Raw genomic sequence first — 17,797 nt, forward strand, 5'->3', positions numbered from 1 at the left:
CGTTAAGGATTATTGGAATGGTATATGCTATAATGTGTTCCAATAATCCGTTAAGGATTATTTAAAGATCAGTAATTATGGGAAATCAATCTACCATGCCAGGCAGAGCGGCATTGCTGCCATTAATAAATATTAGCATTTCCCAACCAGTCTTTAGGTGCAGATTCCGGATGATAACGATAGATAAGGATGACTACCAATAATAAAGCAGAAACAACAATTACCCCTAGCAGGGCATTTCCAGTTGATCTCTTTGATTTTGGCTGCGTAAAATTCAACAGCAGTTCTAAGATTACCCAAAGTAAATTCGCCATATCCAGTTATATTATTTGCACTAAAATAGTTAAGCTAAATCAATATTCCAATTTTGTTTCCCCATCAAATATTCTTCATCATTAAGGGTTACCACTTAATTTTTAGGCAGTTGTCAAGCTCCTTTACACCCTTTCTTTACGAGCCTGAACTTCTGCTTTATTCTCCGGGTCCTTTAATTTAAATATAGAATAAAATTTAAGTAAATTAATTACGTTAATTTGTACTGCAAGTTTTAACACAATTTAACACTAACTGTTTTACGTTTTTTTGATCTTTATCCCATGTTTAAAGAAATTCGCAATAAGTATATCCGTTACCCAAGCATATTCCTGTTTTGCATTATCATCTTCTTTTGCGCGTTACAGCTCAATTTCTTATGGTTATTTGGTTACTCCCCATCGTATAAAGACATAAAAGCCCCTACCCTTCGTGTGGGTTCTGAGCTGTATACTTCTGATGGAAAACTCATCGGCCGCTATTATAAAGAAAACCGGACTCCGGTAAGTTTCAATGAGATTGCACCCAGCGTCATCAAAGCATTGGTAGCCACCGAAGACGTTCGTTTCTATAGCCATATGGGGATAGATTTCCGTTCTTTGCTTTCCAGCGGACTCTCTACTGCTACCGGCGACAAGCGCGGAGCGAGTACCATTACACAGCAGCTTGCCAAAAACCTTTACCGTACCAGGTACAACAAATCACAAGGATTCATCAAACATATTCCTGTAGTCCGCACCATTGTTTCCAAGTTAAAGGAATGGATGACTGCCGTGAAGTTAGAGGCTAATTATCCTAAAGACGACATTATTACCATGTACCTTAATACCGTATCCTTTGGAAACAATGCTTATGGTATTAAGACCGCTGCAAGGGTTTATTTTGATAAGCAGGCCAATGAACTGGAAGTTCCGGAATCCGCATTACTTGTGGGCATGCTGAAAGGTACAAGCCTTTATAACCCGATAAAGAATCCTGCTAAAGCACTGGAACGCAGAAATGTGGCCCTGGCTCAGATGAACAAATACAATTACATCACTGCGGCAGAACTGAATACTTATAAAAATTTACCTATTAAACTTAAGGAAGGCCGCGTAGATGAAGGAAGTGATGGAGATTCTTACCTTAGAGCAGCTGTTGACAAGTATCTGGAGAAATGGGCCGATGACAATGACTACGACCTGTACGAAGACGGGTTGAAAATTTATACCACCATCGACTCCAAGCTTCAGAAATATGCAGAAGAAGCTGTTGCCGAACAAATGAAAACCATCCAGAGAAGATTCTACAGTGTTTGGGGGAAAGAAGATCCATGGGAAGATTCTGAAAAGAAAAAAGTAGACTATCCGGACCGTGCCATGCGCAAACTACCGATCTATGCCCTCCTGGAAAAAAAATACAGCAATACTCCGGATTCGGTGACTGCTTATTTTAATAAAAAGAAAAAGATGAAAATCTTCACCTGGAAAGGTGATCGCGATACCCTCTTCTCTACTATGGATTCTATCCGTTATTATGGAAAAATCATGAATACCGGAATGATGACGATGGACCCTTTTAGTGGTAAAATCAAGGTCTGGGTTGGTGGAATCGACCATAAGTTCTTTAAATACGATCACGTTAACCAGAGCAAAAGACAGGCAGGGTCTACCTTTAAGCCTTTCGCCTACCTTGCTGCATTGCAGGATGGCATGAGCCCATGTGATAAATTCACGGATAAGCCGGTTAAAATCAAATATGAAGAAAATGGCAAAACGGAATATTGGGAGCCTAAAAATGCAGACTGGAACTATAGCTATCGCGAAATGTCACTTCGCTGGGCAATGGGTAAATCAGTAAACACCATTACCGCACAGGTTACAGAAGCCGTTGGTGCAGAAAATGTAGTGAAATGGGCGCATGAATGTGGAATTGAAAGTCCGCTAAAATCAGTGCCATCGGTAAGTTTAGGTCCAAATGATGTTTCCGTATTTGAGATGGTAAGGGCCTATAGCACCTTCCTGAATGAAGGCGTAAGAACCGAACCGATTCTTGTTGAAAAAATCACCGATCAGGACGATAACATCATTGAAGAGTTTAAAGCGAAAACAAAAAAAGTACTTTCTGAAGAAATTGCATGGCTGATGCTTTACATGCTCAGAGGAGGAATGGAAGAACCGGGAGGAACCTCTCAGGCGCTGTGGGAATGGGACCTTTGGAAAAACAACAACCAGATTGGCGGAAAAACAGGAACCTCATCTGATTATGTAGATGCCTGGTATATGGGGGTTACAAAAGACCTGGTTACCGGTGTTTGGGTAGGATGTGATGAACGTACCGCACACTTCAAAAACGGGGAAACCGGAGAAGGATCAAGAACAGCCTTACCGATCTTCGCTAAGTTTATGGAGAAAGTGTACCATGACCCAAGTACAGGATATACTTACGGAGCATTCCCTAAATCAAAGGTGAAAATTACCAGAGAGATCAATTGTCCAAGTCCGAGGATTCGGGTAGACACGGCAGTCTCGGATAGCTTGTCAGTAGATTCTACAGCCTTAGCTACTCCTGCAGTAGAGGAACCGCAGCAACCGGTGCTGAAGGAAGAAGACATCATCAAAACTGAAGAAAAGAAGGCTCCTGAACCGGCCAAGCAACCTGCAGCTGAAGTTCCCTTAACCAGAAAGGAAAAAAGAGAACTGAGAAAGAAACAGCGGGAAGAAGAGAAGGAAAAAGAACGCATCAAAAAAGAGCAGGAAAAAAACAACCAATAACAGCAGACATACTGACGATGCCCCGCACCCCAAAAGGTCCGGGGCATTTGCTCAAAGCTTCCTGCTCAAATTGTTCCCCCGCTGTAGCGTATTGCCTCTCCCGGACGTTCTCCTTGAAATAACTGATGTCAGCCAGTAAACTTAATAAGACAATTTTGCGTAAATTTAAACACAACCAACATAATCACGCTATGAATCTGAGCTCTACTCTCTTTAGACGATTACTCCCTGTATTGATTATTCTCCTCGTATCTGCGACTGCTGTCCGTGCCCAGGTTTTCGGACAAAACATTGTAAGGTATAAGAATGAGAAATTCAAAGTCCTGCAAACACCTCATTTTGAGATCTATTATTACCTTAAAAATGAGAAACTAATCAAGAAGTTTGCACAGGATGCAGAGACCTGGTACAAAATGCATCAGGAAATTTTCAGAGATACCTTTTTAAGGAAGAACCCAATCATTCTGTACAACAACCACCCGGATTTCCAGACCACAACGGCGCTGAACGGAGAAATCGGAATTGGTACAGGTGGGGTAACAGAAGCTTTCAAGAATAGGGTAATCATGCCGGTTATGGAACTGAACAACCAAACCCGACATGTACTCGGACATGAGCTGGTTCATGCCTTCCAATACCACACTTTGCTCGAAAAGGATTCTATCGGGCTGGAAAGCATTAGCCAGACCCCATTGTGGATGGTCGAAGGGATGGCAGAATACCTTTCTATCGGAAAAGTAGACGCTTTTACCTCCATGTGGATGAGAGACGCCCTCCTGAACAGAGATATCCCCTCTTTAAAAGACCTGACCAACTCCAATAAATATTTTCCCTACCGATATGGACAAGCCTTCTGGACCTTTGTAGGTTCCGTTTATGGCGATACCACCATCGTTCCCTTATTTAAGGCAACCGCCAAATATGGGTATGAAAATGGATTGAGGTATACTTTTGGATATGACGACCGTACCCTTTCAGGCTTATGGAAAAACGCGATTGAAGCCCATTACCGCCCGATGTTAAAGTCAGACAGCTCACAGGTGAAAATTACGGGTACAAAAGTGATAGACAATAAGAATGCAGGAAATATGAATGTGGCCCCGGCAATCAGCCCGAATGGGCAATACCTTGCTTTCCTGTCTGAGAAAGACCTCTTTGGAATCGACCTCTTCCTTGCAGATGCAAAGACGGGGAAGATCATCCGAAAGCTCAGCAGTCAGATTTCCAACTCCCATATTGACGACTTTAACTTCCTGGAATCTGCAGGAACCTGGTCGCCGGACAGTAAACAATTTGCGTTCAGTATCTTCAGCAAAGGAAGAAACCAGCTGATGATCATTGATGTGGCCACAGGAAAAGTAAACCTCCGTGCGCCAATGGGCGAAGTGACGCAGTTTGGAAACCTGTCGTGGGCCGCCAATGGCGATGACATTGCCTTTTCAGGTATGGTGGAAGGCCAGAGTGACATCTTCTCTTACAACCTGAAAACAAAACAGGTGACTCAGATTACCAACGACAATTATTCCGATTATGCGCCGAATTATGCACCAGATGGAAAGAAGATCGTCTTCTCTTCCGACAGGGCTTCGATGTCTAAAAATGCGAATACCGCTGTTCATCCGATCAACCTGACGATCTATGACATCGAAACTAAAACCCTGACCGATGTTCCGGTATTTGCCGGTGCCAACAATTTAAATGCACAGTTCTCCGGAGATAGTAACAGGATTTTCTTCCTTTCCAACAGAGATGGTTTCAGAAATATGTACGAGTATAACCTTTCTGATAAAAAGGTAAAACAGCTGACCGACTATTTTACAGGGATCAGCGGAATCACGGAATTCTCTCCGGCGATGTCCGTTTCCAGAAATGACGATATTGTGTACAGTTATTACCGTTCACAACGCTATACTTTATACAATTCCCCACTGAGCAACTTCAGGTCAAAGGCCGTAGATGCAAATGAGGTAAATTTTGATGCGGCAGTCCTCCCTCCTATGGAGAATCTGGGCGTAGACATCGTGAACTCCAATCTTGCAAATTTTGAGCGTTTCGAAAAAACGATCACAGACTCTATGAGACTGGTTCCTTACAGACCTAAGTTCAAACTGGATTACCTGGCCAATAGTGGCGGAGTAGGCGTTTCTACCAGTCGCTTTGGAACAGGCGTACAGGGTGGTATTTCCGGACGTTTCAGTGATATTCTTGGTAAGAATCAAATCATTGCGAACCTTGCCATCAATGGAGAGATCTATGATTTCGGTGGTCTGGTAGGTTACATTAACCAGTCGAGCAGAATCAACTGGGGTGCAGCCATTTCCCATTCCCCATATGTATCAGGTTTCAGAGATGTAGCGGCCGAACAACTGGATGGGCGCAATGGAAAAGTCAACGTATTCAACGACCGCACCAATATCATTCGTACTTTTGAAGAACAGTTACAGGTATTTGGTGCCTATCCATTTAATAAAGTACACCGATTTGAATTGGGTGGTGCTTTCTCCCGTTATAGCTATCGCGTAGACCGTTTCAGCAATTATTATGAAGACCTTGGTGGCGGCATCAGCGGAGGTTATCTTGGATCAGATAAAAAACGGATTCCTACAGCACAAGCTTCCAGAGAACTGGGCTTTTCGCTAAATTCATTTACCATTATGCAGGCCAATGCCTCATTTGTAGGCGACAATTCCATTATGGGTATTACCTCTCCTCTGGATGGATTCAGGTACCGCGTGGGTGTTGAACAATATTTTGGCGATTATAAATTTTACGCCCTTTCCCTGGATGCCAGGAAGTATGTCCGACTGAAACCATTTACCATTGCTGCCAGAACATTCAACTATATGAGAATCGGTAAAGATGGAGAAAGACTTTATCCACTATTTATCGGGTATCCTTATTTCATCCGAGGCTACGAAGCGAATTCATTCTATAAAAGCCGCAACTCTACCAGCGGAGATTTTGACATTAACCAATTGTCAGGAAATAAAGTGGCCGTTTTCAATTTTGAGGTCCGCCTGCCCTTTACAGGTCCTAAGAAGTTAGCACAAATCCCTTCCAAGTTCCTGTTTACTGACCTTAACTTTTTCTTCGATGCAGGATTGGCCTGGAATCAGGGCAATAAGATCGTATTCAAAAGTCAGCCGAGCTACACCACACAACCTGGAAAAGATGCTCAGGGAAATCCAAAAGTAGATGCTGCAGGTGACCCTATTCTGGAACAGGTAACCAATGAGCGCGTCCCTGCGATCAGCTTTGGTGTATCCTTAAGGGTCAATGTATTTGGTTATTTTGTATTGGAACCTTACTATGCTTTTCCATTACAACGTAAAGACGTTAAAGCCGGTGTATTTGGGTTAACCTTTGCCCCAGGCTGGTAAAATCATTTGAACGGAACACCCCGGCAAACGGTTGGGGTGTCCCGGTTCAAAATCTATGATAGAATAAAGGGGAGATTCACCTGGTTCGTCAGCTTCTTGCTGCTGATGATGTGTTCAAAATCCAATCCGATCGTCAGATCAATCCAATTGGGGTTACAAGCCCTCACCATCCGCTCCTTCTGCATTCTGGTAAACCTGCTGATGACCTTAAACCGGCTCAATGCCTGAGCTTCAGTTTTGAACTCTTCGAAATAAACCAATCTGGTCAGCTGCTCGCCGCAATCAAAAAATAAACTAGGCATCTGCTTATAAAAATCAAGCGTCTTAATTAAATCAGAACTCATTCCAACATGTAAACTCTTGCGGTTTCTATCAGTTACGATATATACAAATTTCTTCATGACTAAAGGATTAAATGATATAAACTAATTTAGTTAGTACAGCTATTTGGTATTCGAATAAATATTACTAACTTTATTGGTACAATAATACTAACAATATTAGTAAAAACAAATAAATATTAAACTTTTATTTTATGTCAAATATTTCCTCCAACCTGAAATACCTAAGAAAGAAAAAAAGCCACACACAGCAGCAATTCGCTGATGCCATGGGTATTAAGAGATCGCTCATCGGAGCGTACGAAGAAGACAGGGCTGAGCCTAAATATGATTTGCTAAAAAAAATAGCAGAATATTTTGACCTCACGATAGATGAGTTTATTAACGAAAATATAAACGATAACTGGAAACCCAAGCCAAAAAGCCAGGGTTCCAACCTTAGAATTCTCAGCATTTCTGTGGATAAGGACGACAATGAGAACATAGAAATGGTTCCGGTGAAAGCCAGTGCCGGCTACCTGAACGGATTCTCTGATCCGGAATACATCAAGGACCTGCCTAAGTTTCAGCTCCCGCTCCCTTTCTTAAAACAGGGAACTTTCAGGGCTTTCGAAATCCTGGGAGATTCCATGTTGCCGATCCAGTCGGGAAGTATCATCCTTGCGGAATACCTGGACAACTGGAATGATGTGAAAACCGGAGAAACCTATATCGTCATCAGCAAAAACGAAGGTGTAGTTTATAAGAGAGCAGGAAACCGCTTTAAGGAAAACAAAGAATTGAAGCTGATCTCTGATAACAAGATCTACGATCCTTATACCATTGCTTCGGATGAAATTCTGGAAATATGGAAAGCCAAGGCTTTTATCTCTTCCACCCTTCCCGACCCTACACCTGAACCTTCCATTGAAACGCTGAGCAGCATGATGGCGCAAATGCAGAAATCGATCTCACAGCTCAACAAAAATTAAGGAGAAATACATCAGCTTAACCAACCGGAAACGGTGATTTGTCATAAAATCAAAATAAAGAAAGCAGGTTCCTCCTGCTTTCTTTATTTTTGACCCCTATGAACAAAGCAGCGCAGTTTATACAAGAGCGTTTACAAGCCAGAGCGGATAGCGGATCACTGAGAAAACTATCCAGACTCCATTTGCCTGTAGACTTTTGCTCCAACGATTATCTGGGCTTCTCCAGATCAGCTGTACTGAAAAACCACATAGAGGCCCTGCTCCTCCAAATTCCCAATCTGAGCACCGGATCAGGTGGTTCCAGGTTACTCAGCGGAAATCATGTCTTTACAGAGGAAACAGAAGCGATGATCGCCAAATTTCATGATGCAGAAAGCGGTCTGATTTTTAACTCCGGGTACGATGCCAACATTGGCCTGATTTCGAGCTTAGCACAGCGTGGAGACACCATCATCTCTGATGAACTCATTCATGCCAGTCTGATCGACGGGGCCCGCCTGAGCCATGCCAGCAGGTATACCTTCAAACACAATGACATAGCAGCACTGGAAGCCAAACTGAAACTGGCTACTGGAAACATTTATGTGCTCGTAGAAAGTGTTTATTCTATGGATGGGGATCTTGCTCCATTAGCAGCCATTAATGCCTGTTGTAAGCATTACGGCGCAAACCTGATTGTCGATGAAGCACATGCCTTAGGCATCTTCGGAAATTATGGAACAGGAAGGGTTCAGGAACTCGGACTGGAACAGGAAGTATTTGCCAGGGTTGTCACCTTTGGAAAAGCTTTAGGTTGTCATGGGGCAATTGTGCTCGGAAGTCCTGCCCTGCGCGAATACCTGATTAATTTTGCCAGGTCCTTTATCTATACCACTGCCGCGCCCCTGCATAGTATAGTCAGCATTCATGCCGCCTATCAATTGCTTGCAGAAACAGACCATACACCCATTATTACCGAAAGGATCAAACAGTATAGCCAGGCCGTGGAAATTGCCGGAATAGCACATAAACCAAGTGAAAGCAGTATTCAAACTGTTCTTTACAACAGTGGTATCAAAGCAAAATCTGCAGCAGAAAGCCTTCAGCAAAAAGGGCTGGATGTCCGTGCAATATTAAGCCCTACGGTTCCTAAAGGAAGTGAACGGCTAAGGATCTGCCTGCATACCTATAATAGTAATGAAGAAATTCAAACCCTGATCAGTCAGCTGGTCTTATTAAAACAACATGAATAAAACTTATTTTATCACCGGAATCGGAACAGGTATCGGAAAAACAATAGTGAGTGCCATCCTGACGGAAAAGCTACAGGCAGATTACTGGAAACCCATTCAATCCGGAGACCTGGACAATAGCGACAGCCTGTCTGTGGCACAACTCATCAGCAACCAGAAAACGGTGATCCATCCGGAGCAGTTCAAACTTACCCAACCGCTTTCCCCTCATTTATCCGCAAGAATAGATGGTATAACCCTATCTACGGCAGCAATTAAAGCTCCGGAAACCAGCAATCATTTGGTGATTGAAGGTGCAGGTGGTTTAATGGTTCCGATCAACGAACAGGAACTGATCCTTGACCTCATTAAAAGCTTATCTGCAAAAGTGATTGTCGTTTCCCAGAACTATCTGGGCAGTATCAACCATACCCTTCTTACCCTGGAAGTACTGAAATCAAAGGGAATCGAGGTAGAAGGCCTTATTTTCAATGGTCCGGCCAATGAAGAATCGGAGCGTTACATCACGACCTATTCCGGCATCCCCGTCCTGGGAAGAATTCCTCAACTGGAAAACCTGGATAAGGAAAGTGTACAAAAAGCCGGGGATAACCTTCTTTTCTAAGAAAAATACCGCGCATAAAAAAAGGGAGCTAATTGCTCCCTTTTTCTTTATTAAAATAATCTTACGATCTATTTTACTGCATCAATAACAGCTTTGAAAGCTTCAGGATGGTTCATTGCTAAATCAGCTAAAACTTTACGGTTTAAACCGATGTTTTTAGTAGCTAATTTACCGATCAGTTGAGAGTAAGAAATACCATGTTGACGTGCTCCAGCGTTGATACGTTGAATCCATAATCCACGGAATTCTCTTTTCTTAACTTTACGGTCACGGTATGCATATTGCAAACCTTTTTCTACCGTATTTTTAGCAATGGTGAAAACCTTACTTCTTGATCCCCAATAGCCTTTGGCCATATTAAGGACTTTTTTCCTTCTTCTTCTCGAAGCTACTGCGTTTACCGAACGTGGCATAGTGTGTTGTTTTTTGATAAACGGTGTTGCGTATTACAGCAAACTTACTACCGGGTACCTGGTTAAAAATTTAATTATTTACCGATGGCAAGCATACGCTTAACGTTGCCCATATCAGCTGCGGACACCATTGAAGTGTGACCCAAATTACGCTTACGTTTAGTCGACATCTTAGTTAAGATGTGGCTTTTGTAGGCATTCTTCCTTGCGATTTTACCTGTTCCAGTAAGCGAAAAACGCTTTTTAGCACTGGAATTGGTTTTCATTTTTGGCATAACCTGTGTTTATTTATGTAATTTATTTATTTTTTAGCAACTTTTGGAGCCAGCGTTAAAAACATACGCTTGCCCTCTAACTTAGGTAATAACTCCACTTTACCGATATCTTCAAGCGCCTGTGCAAATTTCAGTAAGAGAATCTCTCCCTGCTCTTTGTAAACAATTGCTCTACCTTTAAAGTGTACGTAAGCCCTAACCTTCTCCCCGTTCTCCAGGAAACTAACCGCGTGCTTCAGTTTGAACTGAAAATCGTGATCGTTGGTATTAGGACCGAAACGGATCTCCTTAATTACGGTCTGTTTTGCGTTTGCTTTAATCTCTTTCTGCTTTTTCTTTTGCTCGTAAACAAACTTACTGTAATCAATGATCCTACATACCGGAGGCACTGCATTTGGAGAAATCTCAACCAGATCCAATTCCAATTCGTCGGCAAGGGCTAAAGCTTTTGCCAAAGGATAGATCCCCGGTTCAACATTATCTCCAGCTAATCTAACCTCCTGAGCTCTGATAAACTGATTAATATTATGTTCTGCTTCTTTTTTCTTAAAAGGAGGACGTGGTCCCCTGTTAAATCCTGGTCTGCCTAATGCCAAATTTATATACTATTTAAATTGTTATTTCTTTGATTAATAATTCACTAAACTCCTGCTGAGTCATTTCTCCTAAATCTCCCTCACCATGTTTACGCACTGATACCTTTCCTTCTGCCATCTCTTTTTCACCGATAATCAGCATGTAAGGTATTTTTTTAACCTCTGCGTCTCTGATTTTCCGTCCGATTTTTTCATCCCGAAAGTCAATCAAACCGCGAATATCGGAATTATTTAGTTCATCTGAAACTTTTTTCGCATAATCTTCATATTTTTCGGAGATCGGCAGAATGATAAACTGTTCAGGCGAAAGCCATAATGGGAAATTACCTGCGCAATGTTCGATCAATACCGCGATAAAACGCTCCAGCGAGCCAAATGGGGCCCTATGGATCATCACCGGACGGTGTTTCAGGTTATCGCTTCCGGTATATTCCAGTTCAAAACGCTCCGGTAAATTGTAATCCACCTGAATTGTTCCCAACTGCCATTTCCTTCCCAAAGCATCCTTCACCATAAAGTCTAACTTCGGACCATAAAATGCCGCTTCACCGTATTCAACTACAGTAGGTAAACCTTTTTCTGCAGCAGCTTCAATGATCGCAGATTCAGCCAGATGCCAGTTCTCATCAGAACCAATATATTTCGATTTGTTCTCCGCATCTCTTAAAGACACCTGTGCAATGTAATCGTTGAAACCCAAAGATTTAAACACGTACAATACCAGGTCGATCACTTTCTTGAACTCTTCTTTTACCTGGTCCGGGCGACAGAATAAATGGGCATCATCCTGAGTAAACCCACGAACTCTTGTCAGCCCGTGAAGCTCTCCGCTCTGCTCATAACGATATACTGTTCCAAACTCTGCAAAACGCAAAGGAAGGTCTTTATAAGAACGTGGTTTAACTTTATAAATCTCACAATGGTGAGGACAGTTCATCGGTTTAAGGAAAAACTCCTCTCCCTCCTGCGGAGTTTTGATCGGTTGAAAAGCATCTTTACCATATTTCTCATAGTGACCTGAAGTAATGTACAGGTTCTTATGACCAATATGAGGGGTAACTACCTGCTCGTATCCGGCTTTACCTTGTGCTTTAGTTAAAAACTGAACCAGACGTTCACGCAATGCAGCACCTTTCGGTAACCACAATGGCAAGCCCATTCCTACTTTCTCAGAGAAAGCAAACAATTCCAGTTCCTTACCTAATTTACGGTGATCTCTTTTCTTCGCCTCTTCAATCATATGAAGGTACTCAGTCAGCTCACTTGCCTTAGGGAAAGTAACCCCATAAATACGGGTTAACTGTTTTTTTGTTTCATCACCACGCCAATAAGCACCAGCAACATTCATCAATTTAACGGCTTTAACAAAACCGGTATTTGGAATGTGTGGCCCACGACAAAGGTCAGTAAACTGTCCCTGGTTATAGAACGTAATTTTTCCATCTTCCAGACCTTCTAACAGGTCCAGCTTGTACTCATCGCCTTTTTCTGTAAAATACTTGATCGCATCCGCTTTAGAAACACTTTCCCGAACAAAAACTTCTTTCTGCTTGGCCAGTTCTAAAATCTTGGCTTCAATGGTCTTGAAATCATCCGATGAAAACTCTCTGTCGCCGAAATCTACATCATAATAGAAACCGGTTTCGATTGCAGGACCTATACCGAATTTTGTACCCGGATACAAAGCCTCCAATGCTTCCGCCATAATGTGTGCAGAAGAATGCCAGAAAGTAGCTTTACCAGCAGTATCATTCCAGGTTAACAACTTCACAGAAGCATCTCCTTCAATCGCTCTTGAAGAATCCCAGATTTCACCGTTAACTTCGGCTGCTAAAACGTTGCGCGCTAATCCCTCTGAAATAGAGAGTGCAATTTGATGGGCAGTTGTGCCCTTTTCGTACTGACGACTGGAGCCGTCAGGTAATGTAATGTTAATCATCTACAACTATGATTTTAGTGAATTAATTGATTTATAAACATTTACAATAACTTTTATTTTACGTGTAATAAAACATTACTGCAAACAACTAGAGATGCTCTCATCGTCTAAGAGCAAATATAGCGTTTATAGTTCAATATTTCTCCGGGTTATTCAGGTAATGCCGCCTAAAACTAATATTCTAACCATCCGTTCGCCAGAACATCCGCTAAATGCATTGTTTTTAAAGGGATGTTATTTTTATCGATATATCCCTGTAAATGCATCAGACAGGAAAGGTCTGTGGAAATCACATACTCCGCTCCCTGCTCCAGTGCGTTGTTTACCTTTTGCTCTGCCATCGCAGAAGAAATCGCATCGAATTTCACGGAAAATGTACCCCCGAAACCGCAGCACATATCGGTATCTTTCATTTCTACCATTTCCAGGCCATGAACTTTAGACAGCAATAGCCTCGGTTCTTCTTTGATCTTACATTCTCTCAGTCCGCTGCAGGAGTCATGATATACTGCTTTTCCATCCAGCTCTGCCCCGAAATAATCTCTTTTCAGCACATTGACCAGGAAATCTGAAAGCTCAAATATATTGGATTGTATATTTCTGCATTTATTATGAACAATGGTATTGGTAAACAAATCACTGAACCCATTCTTTACCATCCCGACACAGGAAGCCGAAGGGGCGACAATATAATCTGTTTCCGAAAAATCGTTCAGGAATTTCGTTCCTGTTTCTTTCGCCTGCTCCCAGTATCCCGCATTATACGCCGGTTGTCCGCAGCAAGTCTGGGCAGAATTATAAAACACCTCACAACCCGCTTTCTCTAATAGCTTTATCGTATTAAATGCTGTCTCAGGATATAACTGATCAACAAAGCAAGGAACAAATAATTCTATCTTCATGTGTATCTATTGGTCTTATTAAAATGTATGATGGTTAACCTTTAACCATTTTTGGTGCTACTTTCCTAAGGAGTAGCAAAAATATCAATCCTAAAACAAAAAACGCGCCCAATGCCAGTACAGAATTGCGCATGTCGCCCGTTTGCTCTTCAATATAGGCAAAACTAAAGAGTCCGATCACGACGGCCAGTTTTTCTGTTACGTCGTAAAAACTGAAAAATGATGTCGTATCTGGTGTATTTTCAGGAATAAATTTAGAATAAGTAGACCTGGACAACGACTGAACACCACCCATAATCAGGCCAACTACACCTGCGAGGGCATAAAACTCATACTCATTGCTCACAAAATAAGCGCAAGTGCAGGTCAGCACCCAAATCACAATGACCAGAATCAGTACCCGCACGTTACCGATCTTTTTCGCCATTTTAGACATGCCCATAGCACCCGGAATCGCAATCAGCTGAATGATCAGCACTACTGCGATCAGTTTCTCGCTTCCCAGATGCAGCAGCTTCTCACCAAATCCGGCCGCAGCCAGCATAATCGTCTGCACGCCCATGGAATAAAAGAAAAAAGCCAGCAGGAAGCGTTTCATGACTTGCATCCCTTTCAGTTGCCGCCATACTTTTCCCAGTTCTTCAAAGCCACTATGTACCAGATTTTTATTAATTGCCGTATAATTAGGACTCCCTGCAGGCAGGTGACGAAAAGGGATTTGTGCAAAACCAATCCACCAGATTCCGACCAGAAGAAAAGACAGCCTCGCCGGTAATGAGCCATCAGTAATGCCAAAAAGTTCAGGTTTCAGGACAAAGACAAAACAAATGATTTGCAGTAAAACACTACCCACATAACCATAAGCATAGCCCTTTGCACTCACCTGGTCCTGCTGGTCTTTGGTTGCAATTTCAGGTAGGTAAGCGTTATTGAACAACACCCCTCCGATATACCCCATTGCTGCAATAACGAAACAGATGATCCCCAGCTCCAGCGTTTCCAGCTTAAAGAAAAACAGCCCCATACAGGCAATCGCACCAATATAGGTGAAGAACTTCATAAAGATTTTCTTGTTCCCTCTATAATCCGCAGTAGCGGATAGAATGGGCAGCAAGATCACCATGATCAGGTAAGCCAGGGAAAGGGCATAATTCGATAAAGCCGTATTTGTAAACTTAAACCCAAAGAAAGTCACCTGATCGCCATGCGCCGAAGTCGTCGTAATAATGGTATAATAAGTAGGAAAAATAGTAGAGGTGATGACTAAGTTATAAGCAGAATTTGCCCAGTCAAAGAAGGCCCATGACTGAATAACTTTCTTGTCGTTTTTTTGTTCCATGTATTAAATAAGGCAACTAAAATAGCTAAAAAACGGCAATTACAGCTAGTTTACTTTCTCCAGCTTAGCAGCACCTGATTTTTTCTCATCCACATTCTTTGGATTTCCTTTATAATAAATTTCACTCGATCCAGAGGTCTTCACTTTCAAATCGTTCAATACATTGATATTGGCTTTTCCTGTTCCATCCACAGTGATGTCATAGATGCCTGCCACAAAGTCAAAGGCTTCCACTTTAGAGGTTCCGCTGGTTTTTAACACATGGGTTCCGGTCTGACCACTCAAAGTCAGCTTACCTACACCGTCAATTTTCGTGGTCACCTTACTGGCACTGATGTTTAATTTCACGTCAGAACTTCCACTCAGGTCCATTTTAAGGTCTTTTACGTATACAGGCCCTTCACCAATTACCCGCACCATTCCACTGGTATTCAGCTCCGTCAACTCACCAATCCCTGCATAAACCACAACAGAATCTGTTCCGCAATAGCTGCCATCTTCCAGTTTCAGCTCCAGTTCAGATCCGCTTACCCTCGACCTGATGTGGCCCATCACATTTGAATCTGCCTGAATCTTCACATTGTAGGTACTGTCCTGGGTCAAAACCAACTTAATTGTTCCGCTCACTTTGATTTTATCATAGCTTTTCAGCTCGACCACTTTACTCGTCTGAATTCCGGAATCTTTCACACATTCAGCAGTACATCCCGCCAATAAAACAGGGAAAGCGAGCACAATAAGGTTTAATTTCTTCATAGGTATATTGATTTGTTGCAATTTAAAGATAATAGTTTTTACCGTCAGTTTTAATTTTTCCGGCATCCAGCAATTCGCGGATCCGCTCCAGCTTTTGATTTTCATTGCCGGATTTGAGGCCGGTCACCAGGTCTTCGATCGTTTGTGTCTGCGTTTGCAGGAGCTTCATCAGCTCAAAGTCGATGCGGTCCGACAACTGGTCGAGATCATCCTCCTTCTTTTCCGCCAGACAAACATCACAAACGCCACATTTATCGGCATTAGGTTCATCGAAATACCTCAGCAACTGGACATTCCGGCATTCGGCATGTTCGGTATAGGCCAGCACCGCATTGATCTGATCCAATTGAATCTTTTTCCTCAGTTTGATGTATTTCACATCGATATCCATGTGGACAAAATCAACCCTGGGACGAATATATTGTAATTGCGGCTGGTCGGACTGCGGCAAATACGACAGTAATCCCTGTTCTTCCAGGTTGCTGATCATCTTCTTTGCCGTACTAAAGGACAAGCCTACTTTTTTGGCGATTTCATTTTCCTCAATTTTCACATATTGATCAAATGCCCCTCCATAAGACCTTAAAATGGCCTTGATCAATGGATCGTATCCTGCATTTTCTATTTGAAAGCGGTACACATCCTCATGCGAAGCTATAAACAATACCCTTGAGGGCAAAAAAATGTTTTCCGACAAAGTCAGATAGCCATCATGTTCTAAAAATTTCAGGGCAGCCATCGTTTTGATGACCCCCACATTAAACCTTTTACAAAAATCTGCCAGGTCAAAATTAAAGGTCAGCCCTTCTCCGGCACCAAAAGCCAGCTGGAAATAATTACCGAGGTAATGGTATGTTTTTTTAATGTCTTCTACTGTTGGGAAATGATCCGCATACTTGGCCTTTAGAGCCATCTGGTCGGATTTATTGGCCAGCAATACCGCGTAGGCCTTTTGTTCATCCCTTCCGGCACGCCCCGCCTCCTGATAATAGGCTTCCAGGCTTTCCGGCAAATCCAGGTGCACCACAAAACGGACATCCGCTTTATCGATCCCCATTCCGAAGGCATTCGTAGCCACCATTACCCTGATCTTATTCTTTTTCCAATCTTCCTGTTTCCGGAAACGTTCTTCTCTAGGTATTCCCGCATGATAAAAATCCGCAGCAATCTGGTTTCTCATCAGGAAAGATGCCACTTCTGCGGTCTCTCTCCTATTCCGGACGTAGACCAGACCTGTCCCCTTCACATTCCTGACAATATCGATCAGTTTTTTATATTTATCTTCTTTATCCAGTACCACATAACTCAGGTTCTTACGTTCAAAACTCTGAACAAATACCTTGGGCGCGGTAAATTTTAATTTCTCGATAATGTCTGCACGTACAAATTGGGTTGCCGTAGCAGTAAGCGCCAATACCGGCACTTTAGGGTGGATCTCCCTGATCTCTGCAATCTGCTGATAAGGAGGCCTAAAATCATACCCCCATTGCGAAATACAATGTGCCTCATCCACGGCAATCAGGTTCACATTCATATAAGAAATCCGAACCCGTACAATTTCTGATAATAATCGTTCCGGAGAGAGGTATAAAAACTTTATTTTCCCATAAATGCAGTTGTCGAGCAGGATGTCGATCTCTCTTTTTCCCATCCCTGCATAAATTGCGACTGCTTCAATCCCCTTCGCTTTCAGGTTTTCGACCTGATCTTTCATCAATGCGATCAGCGGGGAAATGACAATGCATATTCCTTCCTTTACCAATGCAGGTATCTGGAAACAAAGGGATTTACCTCCTCCTGTGGGTAGCAATGCCAGGGTATCATGGCCATTTAAAACGGAACTGATAATGTCTGACTGTAATGGTCTGAAAGAATCGAATCCCCAGTATCTTTTTAGTATCTCGGCTTCACTCATAAAAAGGTTACTCATCAAAACTATAAAAATGAACTGATATTATTAAATTGCGGGCTAATTTATACGACA

The 17,797-nt window shown here is 42.4% G+C and carries 15 protein-coding genes; 5 read left to right on the top strand and 10 right to left on the bottom strand.

What is annotated here, in order from left to right; all coding sequences use genetic code 11:
- Positions 1-122: 122 nt before the first annotated feature.
- The gene (locus tag DBR43_RS16400; protein ID WP_124582700.1) at positions 123-314 is read right to left on the bottom strand and encodes a hypothetical protein; all 192 of its coding nucleotides are present in this window, start codon (positions 312-314) and stop codon (positions 123-125) included.
- A 282-nt stretch (positions 315-596) separates the two neighbouring features.
- Between DBR43_RS16400 and DBR43_RS16405 the strand changes: the two genes are divergently transcribed.
- Together DBR43_RS16405 and DBR43_RS16410 are read left to right on the top strand one after the other, a co-directional pair.
- Complete coding sequence (locus DBR43_RS16405; RefSeq protein WP_124582702.1) at positions 597-3,065, top strand: transglycosylase domain-containing protein; 2,469 nt, start codon at positions 597-599, stop codon at positions 3,063-3,065.
- Positions 3,066-3,256: 191 nt separating this feature from the next.
- Positions 3,257-6,445 (top strand): basic secretory protein-like protein, encoded by a 3,189-nt coding sequence (locus DBR43_RS16410; protein WP_124582703.1) that lies wholly within the window; start codon positions 3,257-3,259, stop codon positions 6,443-6,445.
- Positions 6,446-6,498: 53 nt separating this feature from the next.
- Here DBR43_RS16410 and DBR43_RS16415 read toward each other — a convergent pair whose 3' ends face one another.
- A complete protein-coding gene (locus tag DBR43_RS16415; RefSeq protein WP_124582705.1) occupies positions 6,499-6,846 on the bottom strand; it encodes a GIY-YIG nuclease family protein in 348 nt (115 codons plus the stop codon).
- A gap of 134 nt (positions 6,847-6,980) precedes the next feature.
- Between DBR43_RS16415 and DBR43_RS16420 the strand changes: the two genes are divergently transcribed.
- From DBR43_RS16420 to bioD, 3 genes are all read left to right on the top strand, one after another.
- Positions 6,981-7,757, top strand: a complete 777-nt coding sequence (locus DBR43_RS16420) for an XRE family transcriptional regulator (RefSeq protein ID WP_124582707.1) — start codon at positions 6,981-6,983, stop codon at positions 7,755-7,757.
- Between the two features lie 98 nt (positions 7,758-7,855).
- Positions 7,856-8,989: an aminotransferase class I/II-fold pyridoxal phosphate-dependent enzyme gene (locus DBR43_RS16425; RefSeq protein ID WP_124582710.1), complete on the top strand. Its 1,134-nt coding sequence runs from the start codon at positions 7,856-7,858 to the stop codon at positions 8,987-8,989.
- On the top strand, positions 8,982-9,593 hold the full coding sequence (gene bioD / locus DBR43_RS16430; protein ID WP_124582711.1) for a dethiobiotin synthase: 612 nt from the start codon (positions 8,982-8,984) through the stop codon (positions 9,591-9,593). The genes DBR43_RS16425 and bioD overlap by 8 nt, the downstream gene beginning before the upstream one ends.
- 68 nt (positions 9,594-9,661) lie before the next feature.
- Here bioD and rplT read toward each other — a convergent pair whose 3' ends face one another.
- From rplT to DBR43_RS16470, 8 genes are all read right to left on the bottom strand, one after another.
- On the bottom strand, positions 9,662-10,006 hold the full coding sequence (rplT, locus tag DBR43_RS16435) for a 50S ribosomal protein L20 (protein WP_073229174.1): 345 nt from the start codon (positions 10,004-10,006) through the stop codon (positions 9,662-9,664).
- 74 nt (positions 10,007-10,080) lie between these two features.
- Complete coding sequence (rpmI, locus tag DBR43_RS16440) at positions 10,081-10,281, bottom strand: 50S ribosomal protein L35 (RefSeq protein ID WP_041887185.1); 201 nt, start codon at positions 10,279-10,281, stop codon at positions 10,081-10,083.
- A 26-nt stretch (positions 10,282-10,307) separates the two neighbouring features.
- Complete coding sequence (gene infC / locus DBR43_RS16445; RefSeq protein ID WP_008238148.1) at positions 10,308-10,877, bottom strand: translation initiation factor IF-3; 570 nt, start codon at positions 10,875-10,877, stop codon at positions 10,308-10,310.
- A 13-nt stretch (positions 10,878-10,890) separates the two neighbouring features.
- Complete coding sequence (gene thrS / locus DBR43_RS16450; RefSeq protein WP_124582714.1) at positions 10,891-12,816, bottom strand: threonine--tRNA ligase; 1,926 nt, start codon at positions 12,814-12,816, stop codon at positions 10,891-10,893.
- 173 nt (positions 12,817-12,989) lie between these two features.
- Positions 12,990-13,718 (bottom strand): (Fe-S)-binding protein, encoded by a 729-nt coding sequence (locus tag DBR43_RS16455; RefSeq protein ID WP_124582716.1) that lies wholly within the window; start codon positions 13,716-13,718, stop codon positions 12,990-12,992.
- 34 nt (positions 13,719-13,752) lie between these two features.
- Complete coding sequence (locus tag DBR43_RS16460; RefSeq protein ID WP_124582718.1) at positions 13,753-15,057, bottom strand: MFS transporter; 1,305 nt, start codon at positions 15,055-15,057, stop codon at positions 13,753-13,755.
- 45 nt (positions 15,058-15,102) lie between these two features.
- Positions 15,103-15,813 (bottom strand): head GIN domain-containing protein, encoded by a 711-nt coding sequence (locus DBR43_RS16465; protein WP_124582720.1) that lies wholly within the window; start codon positions 15,811-15,813, stop codon positions 15,103-15,105.
- 22 nt (positions 15,814-15,835) lie between these two features.
- Positions 15,836-17,728, bottom strand: coding sequence for an ATP-dependent DNA helicase RecQ (locus DBR43_RS16470; protein WP_124584863.1), 1,893 nt, complete (start codon positions 17,726-17,728; stop codon positions 15,836-15,838).
- Positions 17,729-17,797 lie beyond the last annotated feature (69 nt).

Origin of the sequence: Pedobacter sp. KBW06, assembly GCF_003852525.1 — a bacterium.
In the GTDB taxonomy this organism is placed as follows: Bacteria; Bacteroidota; Bacteroidia; order Sphingobacteriales; family Sphingobacteriaceae; genus Pedobacter.